Origin of the sequence: Burkholderia sp. SRS-W-2-2016 (genome assembly GCF_001931485.1) — a bacterium.
In the GTDB taxonomy this organism is placed as follows: Bacteria; Pseudomonadota; Gammaproteobacteria; order Burkholderiales; family Burkholderiaceae; genus Paraburkholderia.
Genome location: NZ_MSDV01000075.1, coordinates 118434 through 141963, shown reverse-complemented (window position 1 = coordinate 141963; position 23530 = coordinate 118434). Strand labels below are relative to the sequence as shown.

The 23530-nt window shown below is 62.6% G+C and carries 14 protein-coding genes; 7 read left to right on the top strand and 7 right to left on the bottom strand.

What is annotated here, in order from left to right; genetic code table 11:
* Positions 1 to 305 precede the first annotated feature (305 nt).
* The 3 genes from BTH42_RS31385 to BTH42_RS31375 are packed head-to-tail and all read right to left on the bottom strand — an operon-like array spanning position 306 to position 5964.
* The gene (locus tag BTH42_RS31385; protein ID WP_075305070.1) at positions 306 to 1805 is read right to left on the bottom strand and encodes an efflux transporter outer membrane subunit; all 1500 of its coding nucleotides are present in this window, start codon (positions 1803 to 1805) and stop codon (positions 306 to 308) included.
* Positions 1802 to 4861, bottom strand: coding sequence for an efflux RND transporter permease subunit (locus BTH42_RS31380; RefSeq protein WP_075305069.1), 3060 nt, complete (start codon positions 4859 to 4861; stop codon positions 1802 to 1804). The genes BTH42_RS31385 and BTH42_RS31380 overlap by 4 nt, the downstream gene beginning before the upstream one ends.
* Positions 4858 to 5964 (bottom strand): efflux RND transporter periplasmic adaptor subunit, encoded by a 1107-nt coding sequence (locus tag BTH42_RS31375; RefSeq protein WP_256702455.1) that lies wholly within the window; start codon positions 5962 to 5964, stop codon positions 4858 to 4860. Before BTH42_RS31375 ends, BTH42_RS31380 begins: the two co-directional genes overlap by 4 nt.
* 1140 nt (positions 5965 to 7104) lie before the next feature.
* Between BTH42_RS31375 and BTH42_RS31370 the strand changes: the two genes are divergently transcribed.
* Positions 7105 to 9225, top strand: coding sequence for a triacylglycerol lipase (locus BTH42_RS31370; RefSeq protein WP_256702454.1), 2121 nt, complete (start codon positions 7105 to 7107; stop codon positions 9223 to 9225).
* Between the two features lie 3579 nt (positions 9226 to 12804).
* Here BTH42_RS31370 and BTH42_RS31365 read toward each other — a convergent pair.
* Together BTH42_RS31365 and BTH42_RS31360 are read right to left on the bottom strand one after the other, a co-directional pair.
* Complete coding sequence (locus BTH42_RS31365) at positions 12805 to 13779, bottom strand: ParB/RepB/Spo0J family partition protein (RefSeq protein ID WP_075305068.1); 975 nt, start codon at positions 13777 to 13779, stop codon at positions 12805 to 12807.
* On the bottom strand, positions 13776 to 14987 hold the full coding sequence (locus BTH42_RS31360) for a ParA family protein (RefSeq protein WP_178392272.1): 1212 nt from the start codon (positions 14985 to 14987) through the stop codon (positions 13776 to 13778). Before BTH42_RS31360 ends, BTH42_RS31365 begins: the two co-directional genes overlap by 4 nt.
* Before the next feature lie 1051 nt (positions 14988 to 16038).
* Between BTH42_RS31360 and BTH42_RS31355 the strand changes: the two genes are divergently transcribed.
* Positions 16039 to 17451, top strand: coding sequence for a replication initiation protein (locus BTH42_RS31355; protein ID WP_075305067.1), 1413 nt, complete (start codon positions 16039 to 16041; stop codon positions 17449 to 17451).
* Positions 17452 to 17650: 199 nt separating this feature from the next.
* Here the strand turns inward: BTH42_RS31355 and BTH42_RS31350 are convergent, their stop codons facing one another.
* Complete coding sequence (locus tag BTH42_RS31350; RefSeq protein WP_075305066.1) at positions 17651 to 19177, bottom strand: GntP family permease; 1527 nt, start codon at positions 19175 to 19177, stop codon at positions 17651 to 17653.
* Positions 19178 to 19179: 2 nt separating this feature from the next.
* Complete coding sequence (locus tag BTH42_RS31345) at positions 19180 to 20223, bottom strand: patatin-like phospholipase family protein (RefSeq protein WP_178392271.1); 1044 nt, start codon at positions 20221 to 20223, stop codon at positions 19180 to 19182.
* 110 nt (positions 20224 to 20333) lie between these two features.
* Between BTH42_RS31345 and BTH42_RS35140 the strand changes: the two genes are divergently transcribed.
* From BTH42_RS35140 to BTH42_RS31330, 5 genes are all read left to right on the top strand, one after another.
* Positions 20334 to 20636 carry a hypothetical protein gene (locus BTH42_RS35140; protein WP_143752273.1) on the top strand — a complete coding sequence of 101 codons (303 nt, stop codon included), beginning with the start codon at positions 20334 to 20336 and terminating at the stop codon, positions 20634 to 20636.
* Between the two features lie 101 nt (positions 20637 to 20737).
* Positions 20738 to 21109 (top strand): GFA family protein, encoded by a 372-nt coding sequence (locus BTH42_RS31340; protein ID WP_075305065.1) that lies wholly within the window; start codon positions 20738 to 20740, stop codon positions 21107 to 21109.
* A complete protein-coding gene (locus BTH42_RS36195) occupies positions 21106 to 21228 on the top strand; it encodes a hypothetical protein (protein ID WP_256702451.1) in 123 nt (40 codons plus the stop codon). The genes BTH42_RS31340 and BTH42_RS36195 overlap by 4 nt, the downstream gene beginning before the upstream one ends.
* Positions 21229 to 21235: 7 nt before the next feature.
* Positions 21236 to 21976 (top strand): response regulator, encoded by a 741-nt coding sequence (locus BTH42_RS31335; RefSeq protein ID WP_075305064.1) that lies wholly within the window; start codon positions 21236 to 21238, stop codon positions 21974 to 21976.
* On the top strand, positions 21973 to 23319 hold the full coding sequence (locus BTH42_RS31330; protein ID WP_075305063.1) for an ATP-binding protein: 1347 nt from the start codon (positions 21973 to 21975) through the stop codon (positions 23317 to 23319). The genes BTH42_RS31335 and BTH42_RS31330 overlap by 4 nt, the downstream gene beginning before the upstream one ends.
* Positions 23320 to 23530: the final 211 nt, after the last annotated feature.

Genomic DNA, 23530 nt, shown 5'->3' with positions numbered 1-23530 from the left:
TTCAGAAGCGGATGGAAGTGCGCGAAGCGAACCAGAAGCAACGCGCTGCGAACTCACAGGCCAGAGCGAAAATGAAAGAGTCGCAGCGCCAGGCCCGCGACGAGCGCAACCAGTCTGTTTCGGAGTCGCGTCAGCGCGCCACGGCCACGATGTCGGCGTCCGCGCCTCAATAACCGGGCATCATCGGGACTTCCCGCGCCGGCGCGACGTCGCCGGCGTGATTGCTTCCCTACTGCCAGAGCCGATAGTAAGAACGCCGTCACCGCAATCTCGCGGCGACGGCGTTTTTATTTAGGCGTCCGGTCCTATTTGGCGTTCTCAGCCGCTTGCTGCGGAGCCGGCGCCGGCTCCGCCGGCGCTTGCCCGTTCGCAGCCACAGGAGGATTCGCGAGCCAGCCGCCGCCCATCGCCCGGAACAGCGCGAACTGCGCCTGCAATTTGCCGACCTGTTCCCTGACCTGCGACGACTGGCTTTCCAGCAACGCGACCCGCACCTGATCGATGTCGAGCCGGCCGGTGTCGCCGACTTCATAGCGGCGCTGCACCTGGCCGAGCTGCGTGGTGCGCCGCGTGACTTCTTCGTTACGCGCCTTGAATAGCTCGTCCTGGCGGTTCAAACGTGCCAACGCGCGTTCGACGTCGTAGAACGCGCCGAGCGCGGCCTTTTCATACGCGAAGTTCGCCTGCTGCGCCTGCGCATCCGACGACTCCACCTGCGAGCGCCGCGCGCCGAAGTCGATCAGCGGCATCGCCATCGCCGCGCCGAATAGCCAGAACGTGCTCGCGCCGAGACTCTGACCGGCGATCTCCCAGCCGTTGCGCGCAAGCAACCCGCTCAGCGATACGGTCGGCCAGTAATTGAGGCGCGCGACGTCCGACTGCCGGACTGCCGCGTTCAGACGCGCCTGCGCGGCGATCAGGTCCGGCCTGCGCATCAGCAGATCGACCGGCTGGCCCGGCTCGATGCCGGGCAGCGCCGCCATCAACGTATCGCTGTCGTCGAGGACTCCTGTGAATTCCGCCGGCTGCACGCCGCACAGATTCTGCAGATTGAGCCGCGCCTGCGCGATGCCGTTCTCCACTTCCTGCAGGCGCGCATCGACTTGCGCGCGACCGGCGCGCGCCGCTTCGATATCGGTGCTGAGCACGAGCCCCGCGGTGAAACTCTTCTCCGCGATACTGACGAAATCGTCTGCGATCGCGCGGCTCTGCAGCAGGATCGTGCGTTGCCGCAGCAGCCCGCGATACGTGACGTACAGATCGGCGACACCCGACACCACGCTCAGGCGCACCGCTTCCGCATCGCCCGCGGCCGCGCGAGTCTGCTCGCGGGCCGCCGACAGCCGGGCCCGGCCGCGCCCGAACAGATCGATCTCCCACTGCGCCTGCAGGCCGACACGCCAGAACTGCGCATCGGTATTGTTGATGCCGAGTATTTCCTCGAACTCGAGCTGCGTTTCGCCTCCGTGATAGCGCGCGGCGCTCGCGCCGACGCCGACCGACGGCAGCAACTGCGAGCGAGCCGCGCGAATGCCGGCCTGCACCTGGTCGACGCGCGCGAACGCAGTGGCAATGTCGAAGTTGCGGGCCAGCGCAAGTTCGATCAGCCGGTTCAGCGTCGGATCGTTGTACTGGGTCCACCATGTCGCCAGATCCTGCGCGGACATCGGCGTCGCCGCGGCGCTTTGCGCCTGCGAATATTGCGGCGCGAACTCGGCCGGCTTCTCGAGCTGCAGCGATCCGGTGCAGCCGGCTTCGAGCAGCAGGGCCGCGATCGCAAAGAGGTAAGGACGCGCGCGGATCATTTTGCCTCCGGGTGTTGGCCCGGCTCCCATTCCGACTGCCTGATCGAAAACAGCATCGAGTACAGCGCCGGTACCGCGACCAGCGTCAGCACGGTGGCAAAAGCGAGGCCCGCCATGATCGTGATCGCCATGTCCTTAAAGAAAGGATCCCATAACAATGGTGCCATCCCGAGCGCCGTCGTGCCGCCGCCGAGGACCACCGGCCGCAGCCGGCTCATCGCGCCCTGGGTCACCGCCTGCATGCGCGGCACGCCCGCGGCGATCTGGCTGTCCATCTCCTCGACGAGCACCACGCCGTTCTTGATCAGCATCCCGAACAAACTCAGGAGCCCGAGCAGCGCCATGAAGCCGAATGCGCCGCGGAACAGCAGCAGACCGAGCGTCACCCCGCAGATCGACATCGGCACGACGAGCAGCACGACGAGCGCGGGCTTCAGGCGCCCGAACATCATCAGCACGATCAGCGCCATCGCGATGAAGCCGAGCGGCAACTGCCGGAACAGGCTCTCCTGCGCACGGGTCGACGATTCGTGCTCGCCGCCCCATTCGAAGCTGTAGCCGGGTGGCAGCTTGATGTTCTCGATCCCCGGGCGGATGCGGTTGAACGCGTCGACGCTGTTCTGCCCATAGACCGGATTGGCCGACACAGTCAGCGTGCGGATCCGGTTCTCGCGCGCGATCTGGCCTTCCTCGGTGCCGACCGTGAAGCCGCCCACCACATCGCCGAGCGGCACGTAACGGCGCAACCCCGCGCTGAATACCTGGAGGTCCTGAAGACCGGCAACGCCACGCGTGTAGTCGGGCGAACGCAACACGATCGGCAGCAGTTGATCGCCTTCGCGATAGATGCCGGCGCGCAGACCTTCGGTCGCGTAAGCCATCGTGTCGGTGACCTGCCGGCGCGTGACGCCGAGCGAACGCGCGCGCGATTCGTCGAATTCCGGCCGCACGATACTGATCGGATTCTCCCAGTCGTCACGAATCGCGATGATGCGGCCGTCGGCGGTCAGCACCTTCTGCGCTTCCTGCGACAGGCGGCGCAGCACCGCCGGATCGGGTCCGGAGAAACGCGCCTGAATGGCCGCGCCACCGCCGGGACCGAAGTTCGGCCGCGTGACCGTCCAGTGCTGTTCGGGGAAGCGTTTCTTCAGATCCGCTTCGATTTCCGGCAGCATGTGGTCGATCAGGCTCTGATCCTTCGCGCCGACGATGAACTGCGCGTACGACGGATCGCGCGTCTCCGGATCGTAGACGAGGAAGAAACGCGTCGCGCCCGAGCCGATATAGGTCTGCACGTTGGTGACGTCTTCGTGCTTGAGCAGCACCTTCTCGACTTCGCGGCTCTTTTCGACGACCGCGCGAATATCGGCGCCGCGTGGCAGGCGCATATCGACATAGAAGATCGGCGTGGTCGACGCGGGGAAAAAGCTCTGTTCTACGAAACGGAACGCCCAGCCGGCGAGCCCCGTCATCGCGACGAGGCCGATCACGACGATCACGCGGCGGCGGGTAACCCACGACAGCAGCTCGCCATAGCGCTTGTACAGCTTCGACTTGAACGGGTCTTCATCGATGATGTCCGCGGGCTTGAACAGATACGTGCCGAACAGCGGCGTCAGCGCGATGGCGATCACCCAGCTAAATAGCAGCGAAATCGCCGCCACCGCGAACAGCGACGCGCAGAATTCCCCGACCGAATCCGGCGACAGGCCGATGCCCGAGAAAGCCAGAATCCCCACGATGGTCGACGCGAGCAGCAACCATTGGCTCTGCTTAAGAATTTCGGTCGCCGCCTGCAGATGCGACATGCCCCGCTGGACCTTCACGAGCATGCCCTCGACCACCACGATGCTGTTGTCGGTCAGCATCCCCATCACGATGATCAGCGCGCCGAGCGAGATACGCTGCAGCTCGATGCCCGCCGCGTACATGACCAGCAGCGTACCGAGGATCGACAGGAACAGCTCGACGCCGAGCACGACACCCGCGCGCCAGCCGAGTGCGATACCCAGCGCGACACCGACGATCGCCACGGAAAGGAACACGTCGAAGATGAACCCTCGCACGCTCTCGTCGACGACCTGCGGCTGATCGTAGAGCGAATGAAGCTTCATGCCGATCGGGCGATCGCGCTCCAGTTCGACGAGCCTCGCCTTGATCTCCTCGCCGACGCGCACCACGTTCACGCGCGGTCTCGCGCTGATGCCGATCGTGACCGCCGGCTGCCCGTTGTAGTGAATCACCTGATTCGGAATCGTCGCGTAACCGTGGCTCACGCGCGCGATGTCGCCGAGCAGCAGCGGTCCGCCCGCATTGCCGACCGGCAGCGAGCGGATCGCCTGCAACGAATCGAGCGAACCGGTCGGCGCGATCCGCAACGACAGATCGCCAACGCGTTCGCGGCCCGCGGGACGTACCTCGTTTTGCAGGAACAGCGTCTGCGCGAGATCGTCGGTGGACAGATTGTTGGCGATCAGTTGCGACTGGTCGACGTCGACCGAAATCTGCTCCTGCTGGTTGCCGGCGATCACGATGTCGGACACGTCGTCGAGCGTCAGCAACTGGCGGCGCAACTCGCGCGCATATTCATACAGTTGCGCCTGCGTGTAGCCTTCGCCGGTCAGCGCATAGAACATCCCGTAGACGTCGCCGAAACGGTCGAGCACGAGGGTCGGGCCGGCGCCCGGCGGCAAGCGGACCTGCGCATCCGACACCGTCTTGCGCAACTCGTCCCACACCTGTGGCAGTTGTGCCGATGTGTACTGGTCGCGAATCTGCACGCGTACTTCCGAGTAACCCGGCGTCGAACGCGAAGTCAGCTTTTCGACCTGAGGCATCTGCTGGATCGCGCTTTCGATCCGGTCAGTCACTTCCTGCTCGACCTCGTGCGCGCTCGCACCCGGATAGAGCGAGACGACGACCGCGGTCTTGATCGTGAACTTCGGGTCTTCGAGCCGGCCAATGTTGTAGTACGCGAAGATGCCTCCCAACAGCGAGATCAGCGTCAGCACCCACGCGATCAGCGGCTTTTCGATAAGAGGGCGCGCGAGGTTCATTGAGGTGCATCCATCGGACGGACTGCCATTCCCTCTTTCATGAACTGCGAGCCGCCTGCCACCACGCGGTCGCCCTCCGCCACCGCACCGCTGACGACCGCGTCGTCGTTGCGGATTTCGCGCACGTTGACCGGCACCGCGTGCACGCGACCGGACGCGGCATCGTAGCGCCACAGACTGCGCTGACCGTCGGCGCCGATCGACACCGCGGCGATCGGAATCGCGTAGTAGCTGTTCTCGCGCTGCGCGACCTGGCGCGCGGTATCGGAAATCTGCACGCGCAACGCCATGCCGGGGAACAGCAACGCGCTTTGCTGTCCCTGCACCGAGAACACCAGCCGGTAGCCGCCGGAAGTCGGCGTGCTCTGCGTGGTCCGTTCGCGGAACACCAGCGGAAAGCGCGCAGAGGGCCGCTCGGGCAGCCAGGCTTCGGCACGCAGCGTCTTGTCGACCAGCAAGCGCTCGGCGATGCTCTGCGGAAGATCGACGCCGATATCGACGCGGCCGACGTTTTCGAAATTGAACGCCGGCGCGCCCGCCTGCACCATCTGCTGGACTTCGATGTTGCGGCGAGCGACCCGGCCGTCGAACGGCGCGACCAGCCGGGTGTTGCGCAGATCGCGGCTCGCCAGATCGCGCGCCGCGCGCGCGGCGTCGGTGGCTGCGGACAACTGGTCATAAGCCGCCTGCGACAGAATCCCGTCCTTGCGCAATATCGCCTGACGCTTCAGGTTGTCGGCGAGCTGCTGGTACTGCGCGTTCGCGCGTTGCAGTTGCAGCGTGTAGGGTTCCTCATCGATCCGCGCGATCAGTTGACCGCGTTTGACCGCCGCGCCTTCGAGCACGGCGATCTGCACGACTCGTCCGGGCACTTCGAATGCGAGCGGCGAAATGCTGGTCTGTTCGACGCGGCCGGTGAAAATGCGGATCGCCGAAGCATCGGCGGGTTCGAGCCGGGTCAGCTGCACGGCCGGCCGCGTATCGGCGTTCACCGTTTCGGTCTGGCGTTGGCACGCGGCCAGCGACAGCGCAACTACACAACAGAGCAATGCGGCGCCGGCCAGTCGGGGAACCGGCGCTGCAGCGGAGCGGTTTGCATTCATGACGTTCTCGGCTGACTACTGACGCAACCCGGGTCGTACGCGCGGCAGCACTGCACCTGACGGTTGCGCACCGACGTCGCTTTACAGGTTGCTCAGGACTTCATAGGGTTCCGTTGCAGCGGCGCCTTGAGCGCCTTCGCTGCAACATCCAAAGCCAGTCCGATTCAGGGGCTTGCCTGCGCCCTCTTATCATCCCGGCACCGTCGATCGATCAAAGGCTTGTGTTGGCAGTTACGGTGATTTGCCGGTTGGGACTTGCGCAGCGCGGAGCTGTGTTTTCATGCTGGTTCCTCGTGTTCCAGATTCATTCCTTGTTCGTTGGCGTAACCAGTCGAACTGGCAGGCCACTTGCGCTCCGGACAACGACTCAGAGGATTAGCTATTTGGGTTAAAAGACAATGACTGCAACGGCAATACGCGTATTGGCATTCCGACTCCGCTTATCAGGCATCCGGTCATGCGGACGATCCGTTGTTCGCACTGCACGGACAGTCAGCCCGCTTAAGCTTCGATAAGCGGTATCGCAACGACATCAATAAGCGGAGCACTCGTGTCACGTGTACGTCACCGTCCCCTCGCAAAGTTCATTAGCGGCATGATGGCCGATCAATGCACACGCCGTCAATTGCTTTGGGTGCCAACCAACGGAAGCCGATTTATTCCATGTTTTTTGACTTGCATTGTCAAAAAGACAGGTATGGCTATTCCGGTTTCCTAAGCAGCGGCTTCGAGCCGGTAATTGCTATATGTTTAAAGGAATTGCGTTTCGCCTATGGCGAGCAAAGTTAAATTGCCACTCGGCAATCTTTCATCCGGCATTCGATCCATGTCGCCCGCCTTTGCTGTCCTTGCGCAAGCAATTGGCCACGCGTACAGTACTCGGCGAATCGATCAATTCCTTTGGACTCCCTGGTCCCACACGGCGGGCTGCGGCGAGTCAGTCGAATCGGCGCGGGACGGTCGCCGGCCGCAGCCGCGCCACAGTCAGCCGGCCACGCAGACCTGCGCGCAGTCGGCGGGTTCTTTCGGTCATTCAGCGATGACAACGGTCCACAGCACGATGACTGACTGCACGCCAATGGGTACGACCGAACCATGCGCTGCTCGCCGGACACCGCGTCGCGTGACGGGAGCCGCCGCATGATGACGCGCCCGCACCCGTTATGGATTTCTCGCGGTCTGACGCTCGCACTACTCGCACTCAGTCTGCTATCCGGTTGCGCGATGGTGACGGTCAGCTCGCTCGGCCCCGAGCAGTACATCGCGATGCGGCGCGGCGATATTCTGTCGACCGGCCGGTTGAGCGCGGCAACGCGCGACACGTTGCATGTCGCCGCGCTCGACGAGAACACCTGTCAGCGCGCGCCGCTCGACTGTATCGATAGGATTTCGAACCTCGGCGCGATCAACACCGATCGCCGGCTCGCGAGCCTCGCCGAGTTGTCGCTGCAGATGGCCATTAACAACACGCCGGCCAATGCGACCGAATGGAGCGACGCGCAATTCGATCTGTGGCTTAGAGCCGTGCGGTTTTCCTATGCGTTCCTGTTCCTCGGTCAACGCACCGCCGGAGAGCGCGCGTTCGAGGATCGGCAGACCCAGGTGCGCGACTACTATAACTATGCGGCGCAGGAACTCGCGCGAGCGCTGTTCGTGCATGGCGCGCTGCACACCGATGCCGGCAGCGACGAGCCGGGCACGCAGTTGATCGCGGGCTGGAGCATCCATATCGATCTGAGCCGGGTGCGTTTGCCGGAGGGTGTGCGCGAGCCGCGCGAGGTGATTCCCGCATCGCGGCTTTCGTTCGCGGGAATCCGCAGCATCTACCGGCGCGATGGCCTTGGCGCGGAACTCGTTGCGGTCATGAACGTGCCGCCGCCCGGACAAGCTGGCGAGGTCGATGGTGATGCGGCGGACGCGGAGCGCAGCGAGGTCGGCGCCGATGCGTCGGCCGCCGCCGGCGTTGGTGCAAGCGGCGGCGATAACCGCGCCGGCACAGGTGCACCGGCCGCAGCTGCTGGCATGTCGCCGCGCGGCGGTGCGCGGCCGAAGCGTCCCGCGCAGGTGACGCAGTTTTTCAGCGAAATGCCGTCGCCCAACGTGACCGCATTGATCGGCTTCAACGAAGACTCGCTCGAACAGGTGCTCGCGTCGCACGGCGTCGTGCTGTCGGTCTACGATCCGTATCGCGAAGAGAGCGTGCAACGGCATGGCCAGACCGTGCCGCTCGCGGCGAACTTCAGCGCGGGCTACGGAATCTGGCTCGCGCGCTCGGGCTTCGCCGGTCAGTCGCTGCGCACGTTGTTCGGGCGCGCGCGCGGAATCGACAGTCCGCGCATCTACATGATGCAGCCGTACGACCCGAATCGCCGGATCATCCTGATGCTGCACGGTCTCGCGAGCAGCCCGGAGGCATGGGTCAACGTCGCCAACGAAATTCAGGGCGACGAAGTATTGCGCCAGCATTTCCAGGTCTGGCAGGTCTACTATCCCACCAACGTACCGATTCTGGTCAACCTCGCGCGCATCCGGCGCGCCGCGCAACAGACGCTCGCGCACTTCGATCCGTATGGCTCGGCACCTGCGTCGCACGGGATGGTGCTGATCGGGCACAGCATGGGTGGGGTGTTGGCGCGACTGCTGGTGTCGAGTTCCGGCGACGAACTGTGGGGTGCGTTCAAGGACGCGTACGTGCCGGAAGGGGCGGACATCGATCGCGAGGAAGAGCGGCTCAATCGACTGCTGAGCTTTACGCCGATGCCGCAGGTCGAACGCGCGATCTTCATCGCCGCGCCGCATCGGGGCACGCCGTTCGCGAGCAACCGTCTGTCGCGTTGGGCCGCGAACCTTGTTCGCTTGCCGCTCGCGCTGCTCAATGAAATCGAGGACGTGCTGCAGACCGCGACCGACATCGATTCGCAGGGCAAGACCCTGCATGTGCCGAACAGCATCGAACAATTGCGCGAGAGCGATCCGATGATTCGCGCGACGTCGCAGCTGCCGATCAGTCCGCAGGTGTGCTTCCACTCGATCATCGCGCGACGCCGCGAGAACGGACCGCTCGAAGATTCCAACGACGGTGTGGTTCCGTTCCGCAGCGCGCATCTCGCGGGCGCGCTTTCGGAGAAGGTGATCGTGGCCGGGCATAGCGTGCAGGAAACGCCGCAGGCGATTCTCGAGATCCGGCGGATCCTGCATGAGGACATCGATCAGGTCGATCTGCGGGGCGAGGTTTGTGGGGAAGCAGGAGTTGGGAAATAAGCGGGCGAGTGGGCTGCGAGATACGGTAAAAGACGCGATTTTTGAGGCGTTCGGTTATTCGCTACAAATTACGTATTGAATGCTACGGGTTGCGTAGCCGTGGGCGATAAAGCGCACTTGAGGCCCGAGTTTGTCGAAGTGAGCCCGATTTTTGGGTAGATACTGCCCTTTTTCGTGAAACATTCCTCTCCGAATTCATAAAAGACGCATAAAAACATGAGGTTGGCGGGGAATTCTGATGTTCTTTGATGTTTCACGGCGAAAAAATAGGCAGATTCGGTTGGATAGAGCGTTATTGCGCTGCAAAGCGGGAACGTGGGGTCAATCTGTGCCTGTAACGGCGGGAATGAAGGTTATTTGTTATGTCCCCAATTATTGGTTTGAGGTCATCGCTGTAAATGCCGAGCATGCTTGTCTTAGGTGACACTGTCTTGCGACTGAGCTAGTCAGCATGCGGTGGAGTTTTTTTAGTCGAGCCATGGCCAGTGGGATGTTTGCGATGGGGCGCGATGTGGACGACGGTGCTCAATGGATGCCAGGCGCAGATTCCCTCCCCTCTCTTCTTTCTTCCAACATCGGGCACCGCTCGCCGGAGATAATGTGGCAATGGTCGCGGTCGCTTTGTTGGAGAGAAGCTGACGTGCGAGGAGATGACAGGTGCGGACAGACACGAACGCGAGCGACGAAGGATGCGCGGCCGCTAGTGCAGCGCCCCGTTAGCACTCATCCAAGATGACTATCTCCACTCTTCAACACGCCAGTCGCGCGACGGACGCTGGTTGAATTTTTTAGAAGGATCGGCCGGGGTCAGGCGTTGATGAATGGCGGCAGTTGAACGCGTGGTCCGCATTGGGCACGTCATCGCTTGGGGGGATTGCGGAGCGGTAACCGAGCGAGGGTCGATGTAGCGCTCTGCATCTGCCGCGATCGAGGTGGTTGCCTTACTACCGAAACGAGCCCGGATACGGCAGCCCTCCCGCTATCACCTTGATCGAACATGGGCCTTGATCTAATCCAACAGGGGCCTGTGAGGGCGTACTCACCGCACCGGTTTCGGGGTTGGTCAGCATCGTGACGCTTCTTCGTTACTCAGTTAGAACTTGTTGGCGACCAGTGCTAAGTCGCTTCGAATGCTCAGGGCCACGAATGCTGGCTGCTGCGCTGGCCCCGGCGCGGCTCTGAAAATCCGACCAAGGACACGATTTAGGCACGACGCCTCTGCGCAGACAGTCGAGGTTGCCGTCATCGCAACGGCTCTTGCAAACCGCGAAGGCCGGACTTGTTACTCCAGCGGGGCCCGGCGGTGAATTTGTCGCTGTCCCGCTAACCGTCCTGAAATCGGTACTCTTGATTTCCCGGTCATCGCTCGAGGCGAGGGGAGGTGGTCGAGGTCACCGAGAGAGCCAGCGGGTTACCAAGGTCGCCTCGGCCCCGGCATTGTCGGGTGGACCGGGTTTCTGGAAGGACCAACGCACAACAGATTCCTGGTGCGAGGATTTCGAGCGGCACGGACAGAGACCGCTTGCCAGGTTGCATCGCGGTGCATTAGCCATCGCCGGGTTGAGAGAAACTTGCAAGACTGCGGCTTCGGGCCCGAGCAATGATGCGCGAAAGAGCCGACGCCGGAGCAATCAGTGGGATTGGAGCAAACGCTGCCGCCGATTGGGCGGGCTGGTCGGCTCGAATCGCTCGCTGCTAACTTCTCACGTGGTTAGGGAGATGACGCACGTGCCCCGAGCTACCCCAAATTGCCGAGCCGAAACCTCGGCATCGTCGGCACGCCTGCCCCACGCGCAATGCGGCAACGCAGACATTGGCCGCACACCAGTGGACGGCGGTGAATGTGTTTTAGCGCCTAGGACGGAATGGGGGCAAGCGACAAGGCGGTCAAACTTAATCCGCGGACCAGCATTGGCCCACGCTGTCTGGCACACCTGAGGACGATTTTTTCGTAGCCCGTTACTTATATTCGCCGTTCGCGGTTCGTCTGGTAGTGCAGCCGGCGTATCTGCTTCGGGCGGCGCACGCTTGGGTCGGCTCTCGGCACTCTCACGCGCGTGGTGTGTATCAATCCCGGTGAGCGGTTGGAGACAACAAGTGCTAGCTGGGTTGTGATCATGCGACGCATCCAACCGAGTTTCGTCGCCTCGGTTTGGGCGCTCACCCGGGTCCGCAATTCAGACGCCGCCCCCGACTCTCCTGAAGTATCAGCGCAAGAGGGGAGCGAGGTGCAAATTGTCCTTGCACTCACTGAAGACGTCAGTCCGCGAGCGGGATATAGAGGATTCGATCTTTCATGCGGGGCACAGCTTAAGGCTGTCGCCGATCGACTGCGCATCGGCGACGGAGCCCCTATCGTGGCGATCCGAACATCGAGACATCCCGCAATCGCCGCCTTATATGCGTAGTCTCTAACCACTCATTAGGCTGTCTAGTATCTAGACAGCTCACCATTCGCCAATCGCTAACTGTTGAACTCGCCCCCCTGCCAACGTCGGCTTGAGTTTGAATTTAGAAGCCGTCGACGCCGAACACCTTAGCTTCGGAGACCTCGCCTCGAACCGCTTGCTCAAGTCTCCAGATGCCAGAGAGTTTTCTCACCATCGCCACCGAGCGACCAAGCTCGAACCGCTCCACATCCATCGGCTGACTCGCGTGTCTAGACTCTAGACACTTACCTCTGCCCATCCGCCAGACCACCGAACTCGCTCCCCCGCCCCAACGAACGACTCAAATGTCTAGACTCTAGACACCTGCCTGCGCCTCGTCGCTGAACATGTAAGCCCTGAGCCATCCCCGCCCGGCCATCGAGCCGAGTGTCTAGACTCTAAACAGCATGCTACTTGCCTTCGTCGAATGCTCGGCAATCAGCTATGCCCCTCTGAGTAGCGGCTCAGGCGGCCGGCGTCTAAACCTTAGACGCCGGCGGCTGCCCATCCATCGATCGCGTTGATTTCGGGCACCTCATCAAACAGTGGCCGGAATGTCTAGAGTCGAGACACTCGCCGTCATCCATTCGCCGGCGGCCTAGACCGCAAACCCCTACGTTTATTCTCCGCCCTAAGTGTCTAGACTCTAAACACTGAACTCTTGGCTCTTCGCCCACCGCCTAACATTCGGCCACTCACCGCGGCCACTTGGCCCAACTGTCTAGACTCTAGACACAGACCACCCCCGGACCATTCACCCCATGCATCAAGCTTGGACACTCCGCTCCAAGACCAGAGTGCCGTGACTCTAAACACCGAGTCCAAGCATTTGCCCGCGCACCCGAACTCCAGCGCCTGGTTTTTAACCACCCCAGCGCGTGTCTAGACTCTAGACACCGACATTCACCATTCCGCCAAGACACCCGACTCACCATCTGCCACTAAGCAACCTAGGAACTCCAACCTAACCCGAAAAACACCCATCACGGCACGCATCCCACCGCCTAACCACCCACCTTCCAACCACCGCATCCCTTTCGCGCCCGTGTCTAGACTCTAGACACAACAACCCCTCGCACCCACAGCCTCACCACCAACAAAAAAGCCCGCATAAGCGGGCTCTTCTCTAAACCAACAAACCGACTCTCGATCAGTTCGTCTTCGGTTGCGACTGGAACATCTGCCCAATCAACTGTCGAATCTGGACTTCCTGCGCCTCGGTAATCACACCCGTCTTGAACTTGATCGTGAAATTGCTGATGTCCTTCGTGATGCTGCCCGCCTGATCCCGGCCCGCGAAAAACTTTTCGATGCTGCGCCCGCTGGTTCCGGTCGACGTCGTCTGCCGGGTCGCCAACGCGGTAATCGCCGCAGCCGCCTTTCCCTGATCCATCTCGCCGCGAACCAGCAGCGGCCAGATTTCACGAGCAGCCTTAACGCCATCGTCCCCGTGCTTCTTGATCGCCGCCCCGATTGCCTGCGCCGCCGTTCCGCCCAGCAGTCGCGGCTGAATATCCAGATCCTTCTTGATGAAATCCGGCAGATTCTCGAACGACAGGAACTGATACAGACCCGCACGCGACAAGCCCATCGCTTCGGCCAGCCGCTTGCGATTCGGAAACTCCGTCTCCGACCGTCGAATCGCGACGCCGATCTCGTAGTCGGCCAGATCGTCGCGGCTAATGTTTTCGACCATCGCCAGCACGGCCATGTCAGAGTCCGTGCAATCCGCCACCACCGCCTTGATCGTGTCGAGCCCCAGCATCTTGTGCGCGCGCCAGCGACGCTCACCGGCCACGATCTGGTAGTCGTCGGCCATCCGGCGAACCACGATCGGCTGCATCAGCCCGACTTCGCGGATCGACTCCGCGAGCTCGGCAAGTTTGGCTTCGTTGAACACGCGACGCGGTTGCCACGGATTCGGCAGAATCCCGCTTACCGCCAGTTGCGACGCAACACCGGTCGACTCGAGTTCCTGCACGCGAAGTTGCGCAACGGCCAGCGCGCCGGCGAGGCCCGGCGCCGTCTGGGTGCGATTGCTGCGCTTCACTTCATCCTCGTTAATGGACGAAGTTTTGCGAATGCCGGACGTCTTGGCCAGCAGCTGTTCTCGCATATTGCTCATTGCGCGTTCCTCCATTTTTCCGAATAAATCTCATCGATCCATCGACAGTAATCGACAAGAGGTTGCCGCACGCGTTGCAGCGATTTGGCCGCGCTGTGGTTGCTGCTGATATCGAACACGGTCGAGAACGCCAAGGCGCCGGTGCTCATCACCGAGCTCGCCGGCACTTCGATCGAGTGCAGCCAGTTTTCGTACGCACTTTGCGCCCATGCCCGCACGATCGGCGCGGATGAATTGCGCCCATAATCGACCCGCGACAACACCAGCGAAACGAAGTCGTATTTCTTGTCCTTCTCGAATTTGATAAAGCTTTTCGACACGTCCGAGAACAGACGCCAGAAAGACAGCGAGCTGATGAAGTCGAGATTTTCCGGCACCATCGGCATCACCATTGCGTCGGCGGCCAGCAGCGCATTCAGGTTCATATACGACAGCGACGGCGACGTATCCATCAGGATGTAGTCGTACTTTTTGCGCAGCGGCTCGAGCCCTTGGCGAAGCACGGTCCAGAAGCGGAAACCCGGTCGCATTTTCTGCATCGCCGGCAAATGAAACTCGGCGCCGATCAATTCGGTATGCGCGGGAATCAGATCGATACCGTCCCAGTACGTCGACTGGATCCGGCCTTCGAGACCGCCCTCGATATCCTGGTCATAGACGTAGGGCAGCACCGTATCTTCCGGCGACACATCTTTTTCCGCGTACAAGCCGCACAATTCGGACAGCGATGCCTGCGGATCGAGATCGACCACCAGCACCTTGCGGCCGCGCAGCGACAGCCCTTGCGCGAGACACATCGTGGTGGTCGTTTTGGCGGAGCCGCCTTTGAGCTGCGCGGTGATAATGATCTTGCCGTCCGGCTCCTTCAGACGCGTGACGAGCGGCGTCTGGTAGATGTCGGAAATCTTTTGCACCCAGATACGCGCTTCTTCCAGCGTGAAGGTACGCGTGCGGCCGGTGCCCGCAGCCGTCCCGGAGGGCAATTCGCCGTCGCCTTTGGTCGCGAGGTACTGAACCTGCGAATGCGAGATGTTGCACATCTCCGCGATTTCGCCGGTTTTGAAAACGGGAGCCGTTTTTCTTGGACGCGGAGCCAGAATCGTCTCGCGCAGCTCATTCGTAAAAATGCTGACTTTTTCTGCGAACTGGCTGATCTGTTCAAAGTGAACGGTTCGGTCTACGGCGGGAAGTTGGCTCGTTCTGACCATTCTGAGGTTTTTCCGTGAAATTCTAGAAACCTCAGAATACAGGAAATACTTGAAAATAGCTTTTTAAATTACTGTTTTTACGCAGTTTTTTTGATTATTTTCACATTTTTCAGGCCCCAGCGGATCAAAACACATCGTTTCCAAGCCGTCGTGAGCGCGGCCAGCCGTCCTGAAAAGGCACAAATGACCTCACCTTGCTTACGTGGCGGGCCTTCCGAGCCTCATCTTTGATCAAAAAACCGGCAACAGGTGAGGTCATTTGTGCCTTTTCGCGGTTCCGCGATTCGTCATTTAGACCCTTGCGCACAATCGACCTCACCTTCAGCGCGCTTCGCCGAGCCGAAATACGCCCATTACGCAGCTCATGGTCACTCAAAAGGCCAAACGCACAACGAACCTCACCTTGGAGATCTCTGCGCAACGCTCCGAAGCAGTCATTTCCAAGGCCGAAAAAGTACGTCGAGCGTCAAAGCACAATTAACCTCACCATCGTCTGAAAATCATCATGATAGCGAAAACGAGAATTGCACAATCAACCTCACCATGCTGCGTTGCGCCATTTCTTACCTTTCTGCTCAGCTCGGTTTGTAGGTTGTTTTTTAAAAACGACAACGAACCAACAAACCCACAGAGAAACGCAATCTCAAGTTGATTCAGATACTTAGGGTTTCAAAGGTGAGGTGCATTGTGTCAAAGGTGAGGTTGAATGTGTTCAAAGGTGCGGTTCGCTGTGCAGCAAGGTGAGGCTTTTTCCCCACCAAGGTGAGGCTCGATGTGGATCCACGACACGGGTATCGCAAAGGTGAGGTAGGTTGTGCGCCCCGCTCGTCACAGCGCCGGAAGTGCCGTCGCACAAGGCTTTGCCGCTGCGCGCCGCGGTTTGACGGTGAGGTTGGTTGTGTATGACGGTGAGGTTTTGTGTGCGCAACAGCGTTCGGAACGTCGAGTTTCGCTGCGCACCGGCCCGGCTTTCGCGATGGTGAGGTTCTGTGTGTTGACAGCTCACCACCGCCTGCTTAGAGTCCCGGGAGCGAAAAAGTGGACGAAGGCCATGGCAGCGGAGAAAGCGGAGAATCCGGAAGAGGGCAAGTCGAAGGCGACCTCGCGTCAGATGGCGCTGGCGCTGTTCGAAGACATGTTCGACCAGGGCTTGCGCATCAACGAGGCCAATCGCGAAATCGGCTATCAGCGCAATGACTTTTTCACCGAAATCGTCAACATGGGGCTGCCGGCGCGGCGCTTTCTCGACGCGGCGTACTTCATCGTCGCGCAGGAGCCCGAGCAGCGCGATCAGTACGACGTCGAGTTGAATTACTTCAAGTGGCTGATGCGTTACGACAGCCGCAATCTGAAGCACCTGCGCACGATCGCCGACGAAGCGCAGAACGCCAAGGTCCGCGTGACCAATACGCCGGCGGACCGCGATCCGACCGAAAACGACCTGTGGGTGCAGGTGCAGCTGATCGGTATGGTCGGCTTTCACCGCGGCCGGATGCGCTTCGACGTGCATCCGCGGCTCGTGCCGCATATCCGCGACCCGCAGAAATCGCACTGGCTGAGTCTGCGCATTTCCACCGCCTTCACGCGCTCGCTCGCACGCGCAATCTACGACAAGGTGCTGCCGCACGTACCCGCGGCGCGTACCGACTGGATCCAACTCGAAGAGATGCGCAACTGGCCCGGCAAGATGGGCGCGAACGCGGCGATCTTCAAATATTTCAAGCGCGACTGGCTCGAACCGGCGGTGCGCGAGATCAACGAGGTGTCGGATATCGAGCTGTCGTACGAGACGCGCACCGCGTCGACGACCTCGAAGAAGATCGACCGCATCCGCTTTCTGCTCAAACGCAAAGACACCGCCGACGCGGTGCTCGCGAGCCTCGCGGACGCGAGCCATCTGTACAAGATTCTCACCGACGAATTCGGGCTGTCGACCAAGCAGTTCACCGAGATCTCGGAGAGCCGCGATATCTGGACCGACGAGCGGATCCAGCAGGCGGTCGAATACACGCGCTTCCGGATCAAGCGCGGTCAGGTCAAGAAGAGCCCCGCGGGCTATCTGATGCGCGCGTTGCGCGACAACTGGAAGATGTCCGACGCCGAGCGCACGATGGTCGACGTGCAGGCCAAGCTGCTCGCCGACGAGGCGCAGGAGCAGGCGGTGAGGACCGAAACGCGCCAGACCATCGCGCACAGTCATGCAAGCCGCGAAGAAGAAGTGCGCGCGCGGATGAACGACGACTCGCGCAAGGGCCGCGACCACTTCAGCGCCGCCGATGCGAAGACCCGCAAGGAACTGATGCATGCGTGGACGACGTCGCGCGAAGGCAAGCTGATGCTGCGGCGGATGAAGCTCGAAGCGTCGACGGTGACCGAAGAGGCGATCTTCGCGAATACCGAGCTGGTCTGGTATCTGGGACAGTTCGTGTTCGGCCGGATGAACGCGGCGCGCGCGGCGGCGTGATAGTGCGAGGATCAGCGCGCTGCTACCGATAGTGCGGCGATACGGTGGCCCGCGCAGCAAGCCCTGCAAAGCAGGTTGAGCAGCTGGCAGCGGGCAGAAACACAAAGGGGTCTTGCATCGACGGTAACCACCGTCAATGCAAGACCCCTCGTTACTTCCGGCGCTCATTCGGAGCGCCGGAAGTAACACCGTTGCGGACTCAGAACGACCCGAACAGCGTCCCCAGCACGATCACCACCACCAGCGCGAGCAGCGCGCCGAGAATCCCGACGATCACGATGTCCCGATAGCTCTCGCGATGCGTCGAGCCGCACACCGCGAGCAGCGTGACAACCGCGCCGTTGTGCGGCAGGCTGTCGAGCGTGCCCGACGAGATCACCGCGACCCGGTGCAGCAACGCCGGGTCAATGCCGTACTGCCCGGCCAGTTGCAGATAGGTGCTGCCGAGCGCATCGAGCGCGATGGTCAGGCCGCCGGACGCGGAGCCGGTCAGCGCCGCGAGCAGGTTGGTCGCGACCGCGAGCGACACCAGCGGCCCGCCGCCGATCCCGAGCACCCATTCGCGCACCAGCTCGAACGCGGGCAGCGCGGCGATCACCGCGCCATAGCCGACCAGACTGCCGACGCTCAGCACCGGCAGCACCGACGCGTTCGCGCCGGCATCGATGGTCGCGCGCAAAGCCGGCAGGCGGCGGCGATTGAGCAGGATCAGCGCAACGATCGCGACGGTCAGCGCGACGCACACGCCCCATACGCCGCCGACGGCCGCCAGCGAAGTCTCGCCCCACCGCGGCTCGGCCAGATAGTCGGCATCGATGCGCGGCAGCACCAGCACGTTCATCACGAAGTTCAGCAGCACGACCAGCACCAACGGCGTCATCGCGATACCGAACGACGGCAGGTCCTCGCTGATATGGCCGCGCGCGGCTTCTTCCGGATCGAAACTTTGCGACACGGTTGCGCGTTCGCGCACGAGCGCCGCATCGGGCGCTGGCCTTGTGGCCGGCGTCGCGGCAACAGCGGCACCCGCCGCGCCACCCACAACGGCCACGCCGTCGAACCCTTCATTCGCCGCCTTTGCGCGCGATTGTTGCAAAGACAACCACCACAGCCCGAACCCGATCATCACGATACTCGCGATCACGCCGAGCCCCGGCGCCGCGAACGGCGTCGTGCCGAAGAACGGCATCGGGATTGCGTTCTGGATCGCCGGCGTGCCGGGCAGTGCGGACATCGTGAAGGTCGAGGTGCCGAGCGCGATCGCGGCCGGCATCAGCCGGCGCGGAATATTGGCGGCCTGGAACAGCGCGGTGCCCATCGGCGCGATCACGAAGAACGCGACGAACAGGCTCACGCCGCCATAGGTGACCAGCGCCCCACCGATCACGACCGCGAGGATCGCCCGATGCGCGCCGAGCTTCTCCGTCATATAGCCGGCGATCGCCTTGACCGAGCCGCTGTCTTCCATCAGCTTGCCGAACAGCGCGCCGAGCAGGAACAGCGGGAAGAACTGCGCGAGAAAGCGCGCGGCGCTGTTCATGAAGGTCTGGGTCCAATGCGCGAGAATCGGCTCGCCCGAAATCGCGGCGGCCAGCATCGCCGCGAACGGCGCGAGCAGCAGCACGGTCCAGCCGCGATACGCGAAACCGATCAGTAGCGCCAGACTCGCGAGCATGCCGAACAGACCCAGCCCGATCGCGAGCGGTGTCAACGTAATGACGTCCATGGTCAGACTCCGTCGAGCAACGCGTCGAGATCGAGCGACGAGCGCACGCCGATCGAATCGCCGTGCTCGGCGAGGAACGCTTCGGCCGCGCGCCGGCCCTCGTCGCGCAGCATCGTCAGGAAACCCCACTCGGCGTTCAGCTTCGACGAATAACCGAGCTCCGTCATCACCTCGCTCGAAATCCGGTGGATGCGCATTTCCGCCCAATGACGGCCTTCGTCGCTGCCGGCGTCGGCCGCGCGGCGCAGCAGCGCGATCATCCGCAGCTCTTTCAGCAGCGGCGAGTTGAACGCAATTTCGTTCAGCCGGCTGATGATGTCGCGCGCGCTGCGCGGCGTCTCATCGCGCTCGACCGGATTGACCTGGATCAGCAGCGTGTCGCTCGACGTGCATTCGCGCACCAGCGGCGTGATGGTCGGATTGCCCGCGTAGCCGCCGTCCCAGTAGTCCTCGCCGTCGATCTTCACCGCCTGGAACAGCGTCGGCAGACAGCCGGAGGCGAGCAGCACCTCGGGCGTCAGATCGGCATTGCGGAACACCCGCGCCTGGCCGGTGCGCACGCGCGTCGCGGTGATGAACAGCTTGATCGGCGCGTCGCGCAGCAGCTCGAAATCGATCGACTCCTGCAGGATCTTCTGCAGCGGATGCACGCCGCGCGGATTCAGGTCGTACGGCGAGAACATCCGCGCCGCGAGATCCATCGCGATGAAGAACGGCGAATAGTCGAGCGTCCAGCGGCCCATCATCACGTCGAACGGGCTGCGCCGGAACGGGCTGTACACCGACGCTTCGAACACGCGTCGCCAGAACGCTTCGAGCGCGGCACGCGCGCCGGCCGCGCCGTCGCGCTGATAGCCGCTCACCATCACCGCCGCGTTCATCGCGCCGGCCGAGGTCCCCGAGATACCTTCGACTTGCAGCCACGGCTCTTCGAGCAAACGGTCGAGGACGCCCCAGGTGAATGCGCCGTGCGAGCCGCCGCCTTGCAGCGCGAGGTCGATGCGGGCGGGATCGCGGGGAGTAGGTTGATTTTTTGTTGCGGCCAAGACGACTCCAATATTGAGGAGTGCTCCATTTCGAGCTGACACCGAGAGTACGGCGGACGAAACAACGGCAGGCTGAATTACGGTTGAATTACGCGGGATTGAAGCGCGCAATGAATACGGGGCGCGCCTTTAATTGGTGCGCCGCCGCACTGCAACATGGCTATTGGAAGTGGGCCTTGATTAAAAGTCAAGCGTATTCATTTTTGACGGCCGGCTTTACGCCGGATAAACCGCGCTCGCTCATTGTCCACTTGCTGACACATTCCGATTGTGCTTGGCAAGCGGGCGCTGCACGGCGGAATATAGCGGGCCTGGCCGACCCTTATGCGGATTTGTCTGCATTTATCCATGCCAATGACAGGGATAAATTTATCCGCCGCGCGATTGCGCAACGGCGACTGAGCACACTTTAATTGCAAGCTTATGTATCGGCCCGATCGGCAGATACATTACGACATATTTGGACTGACGAACCAGGCTATAAAGCAGACATTGTCAAATCACGGAGTGCACGATGAGCGCCGCTGTACTGCAAGGGTCCTGTCACTGCGGGGCCGTTCGCTTCGAAGTCCAGACTGAAATCACGCCCGCCGGCCGCTGCAACTGCAGCCTGTGCCGTCGCAAGGGCGCACCGATGACGCCGCTCTTTCCGGCCGCCCAACTGAAGATTCTGAGCGGCGAAGACGCGCTGACGCTGTACCAGTTCAACACGAAGGTCGCGAAGCACTACTTCTGCAAGCATTGCGGCATCTACCCGTTTCATCAGACCCGCAAGGACCCGGGGCAATGGCGCGTCAACATCGGCTGCCTCGACGGGGTCGACCCGTATGCGCTCGAAGCCAATGTGGCCGACGGCGCGAGTCTGTCCGTACTGGAGGACGCATGAGACGCCTGCTCGCCATCGCGGCGCTGATCGCCGGCGGTTTCGCGGCCGAACTCGCGCATCCGCTCCAGTGCAACCTGATCCAGCCGGGCGCCGTGCAACCGAAACGCCGCAACAGTTAAACCGTCAATGGAATCCACCGACCACGTATTGATCGTCGACGACGATCGCGGCATTCGCGAACTGCTCGCCGGCTATCTGGAGAAGAACGGCATCCGCGTGTCGCTCGCGGCCAACGGCCGGATGATGCGCGCGGCGCTCGAAAACGGCGCGCCGGACCTGATCGTGCTCGACCTGATGCTGCCCGGCGAAGACGGCCTCGAGCTGTGCCGCGAGTTGCGCTTCGGCAAATTCCGCACGGTGCCGGTGCTGATGCTGACCGCGCGCAACGAGGAAGCCGACCGGATCGTCGGCCTCGAAATGGGCGCCGACGACTACCTGACCAAACCATTCGCGGCGCGCGAACTGCTCGCGCGGATTCGTTCGGTGCTGCGCCGCGCGCGCATGCTGCCGCCCGGCATGCAGGTGAGCGAGTCGGCGCAGATGCTGTGCTTCGGCGACTGGCGGCTCGACACGACCGCGCGCCATCTGCTCGACGCGGACGGCACGATGGTCGCGCTCAGCGGTGCCGAGTACCGGCTGCTGCGAGTGTTTCTCGACCATCCGCAGCGAGTGCTGACGCGCGACCAGCTGCTCAACCTGACCCAGGGCCGCCAGGCCGATCCGTTCGACCGCTCGATCGATCTGATGGTGAGCCGGCTGCGTCAGCGGCTGCGCGACGGCGCGCGCGAGCCGCGCTACATCAAGACGTTGCGCAGCGAGGGCTATGTGTTCTCCGCCGCGGTGACCTCGCTCGCGGAGCCGCGATGAGCGCGCTGCCGTTGCCGCAACGCACGCGCGGCTGGCGCTGGCCGCACTGGCCGCGTACGCTGTTCGCGCGGCTCGCGCTGATCCTGTTCGTCGGGCTCGCGCTCGCGCAGACGCTGTCGTTCTGGCTGACGATGACCGAGCGCGACCAGACGATGACCAATGTGATGATGGGTTATATCGAGCGCGAGGTCGCGAGTTCGGTCGCGCTGCTCGATCATCTGCCGCCTGACGAGCGCGCGCAGTGGCTGCCGCGGCTCGCGCGACGCAGCTACGAATTCATGCTCGGTCCCGGGGTGCCCGGCGCGCCGGTCGATGCGAGTCTGTCGGCGCGGGTCGCGCAATCGATCGGCGACGGCATCGGCACGCGTTATCCGTTGACGGTCAACGCGGTGCCCGGCGAGCGCGAGCGCCTGCAGGTGCATCTGCGCCTGTCCGACGGCACGCCGCTGACGATCGATCTGCGGCCGATGTCCGGCGCGCCGCTGTCGCGCTGGCTGCCGCTCGTGCTGTCGCTGCAACTGATCGTGCTGGCCGCCTGCTGCTGGCTCGCGGTGCGGCTCGCGACCCGGCCGCTGCACCAGCTGGCGCTGGCGGCCGACACGCTCGGCCCCGACCTGAAGGCCGCGCGCCTGCCCGAGAGCGGGCCGTCCGAAGTGGCGCGCGCCGCGCGCGCGTTCAACGCGATGCAGGACCGGATCGCGACCTACATGACCGAGCGCATGCAGATACTCGCGGCGATCTCGCACGATCTGCAAACGCCGATCACCCGCATGCGCCTGCGCGTCGACACGATGGACAGCGAAGCGGAGGCCGCGAAGCTGCGCCAGGATCTGCAGGAGATGGAGGCGCTCGTGAAGGAGGGCGTCACCTACGCGCGCACGATGCACGGCACCGCCGAGGTGCCGCTGCGGATCGATCCCGACGCGCTGTTCGACAGTCTCGTGTGCGATTACGTCGATGCGGGGCAGGACGTGACGCTGCAGGGGCGCTTCGGCCAGTCGCTGACCCTGCGGCCACAGGCGTTGCGGCGCATCGTCGGCAATCTGGTCGATAACGCGCTGAAGTACGGCGGGACCGCGCGGATCGAGATCGGCGCGTTGCACGACGGCGAGGCGACCGTCTCGGTGCTCGATCGCGGCCCGGGGATTCCGGCCGACGCACTGGAAACGGTGTTCGAGCCGTTCTACCGGCTGGAGGGCTCGCGCAACCGGCAGACCGGCGGCACCGGCCTCGGACTGGCGATCGCGCGGCAACTCGCGCTCGCGATGGATGCGACGCTGACGCTGCACAATCGCGCAGGCGGCGGACTCGAAGCACGCCTGAGATTGAGGAAATTGCTTTAAACATAAATGGCTTATCGCAATACCGGCGCATGTATTGCCAATCCCGCCGCATTCGGGTTTTGTTCGCCACCGCAATAACATTGTCAAATCGAAGCCGCAAATGATGCCAATTGCGGCTCTCTTAAACCCGCGCATGTCCCCGCTTTATTGCGGTTGCACAATCACCGTGTAACGGTCTTTGGCGCGTCCGTCCACTACGCGTGTTCGTGTG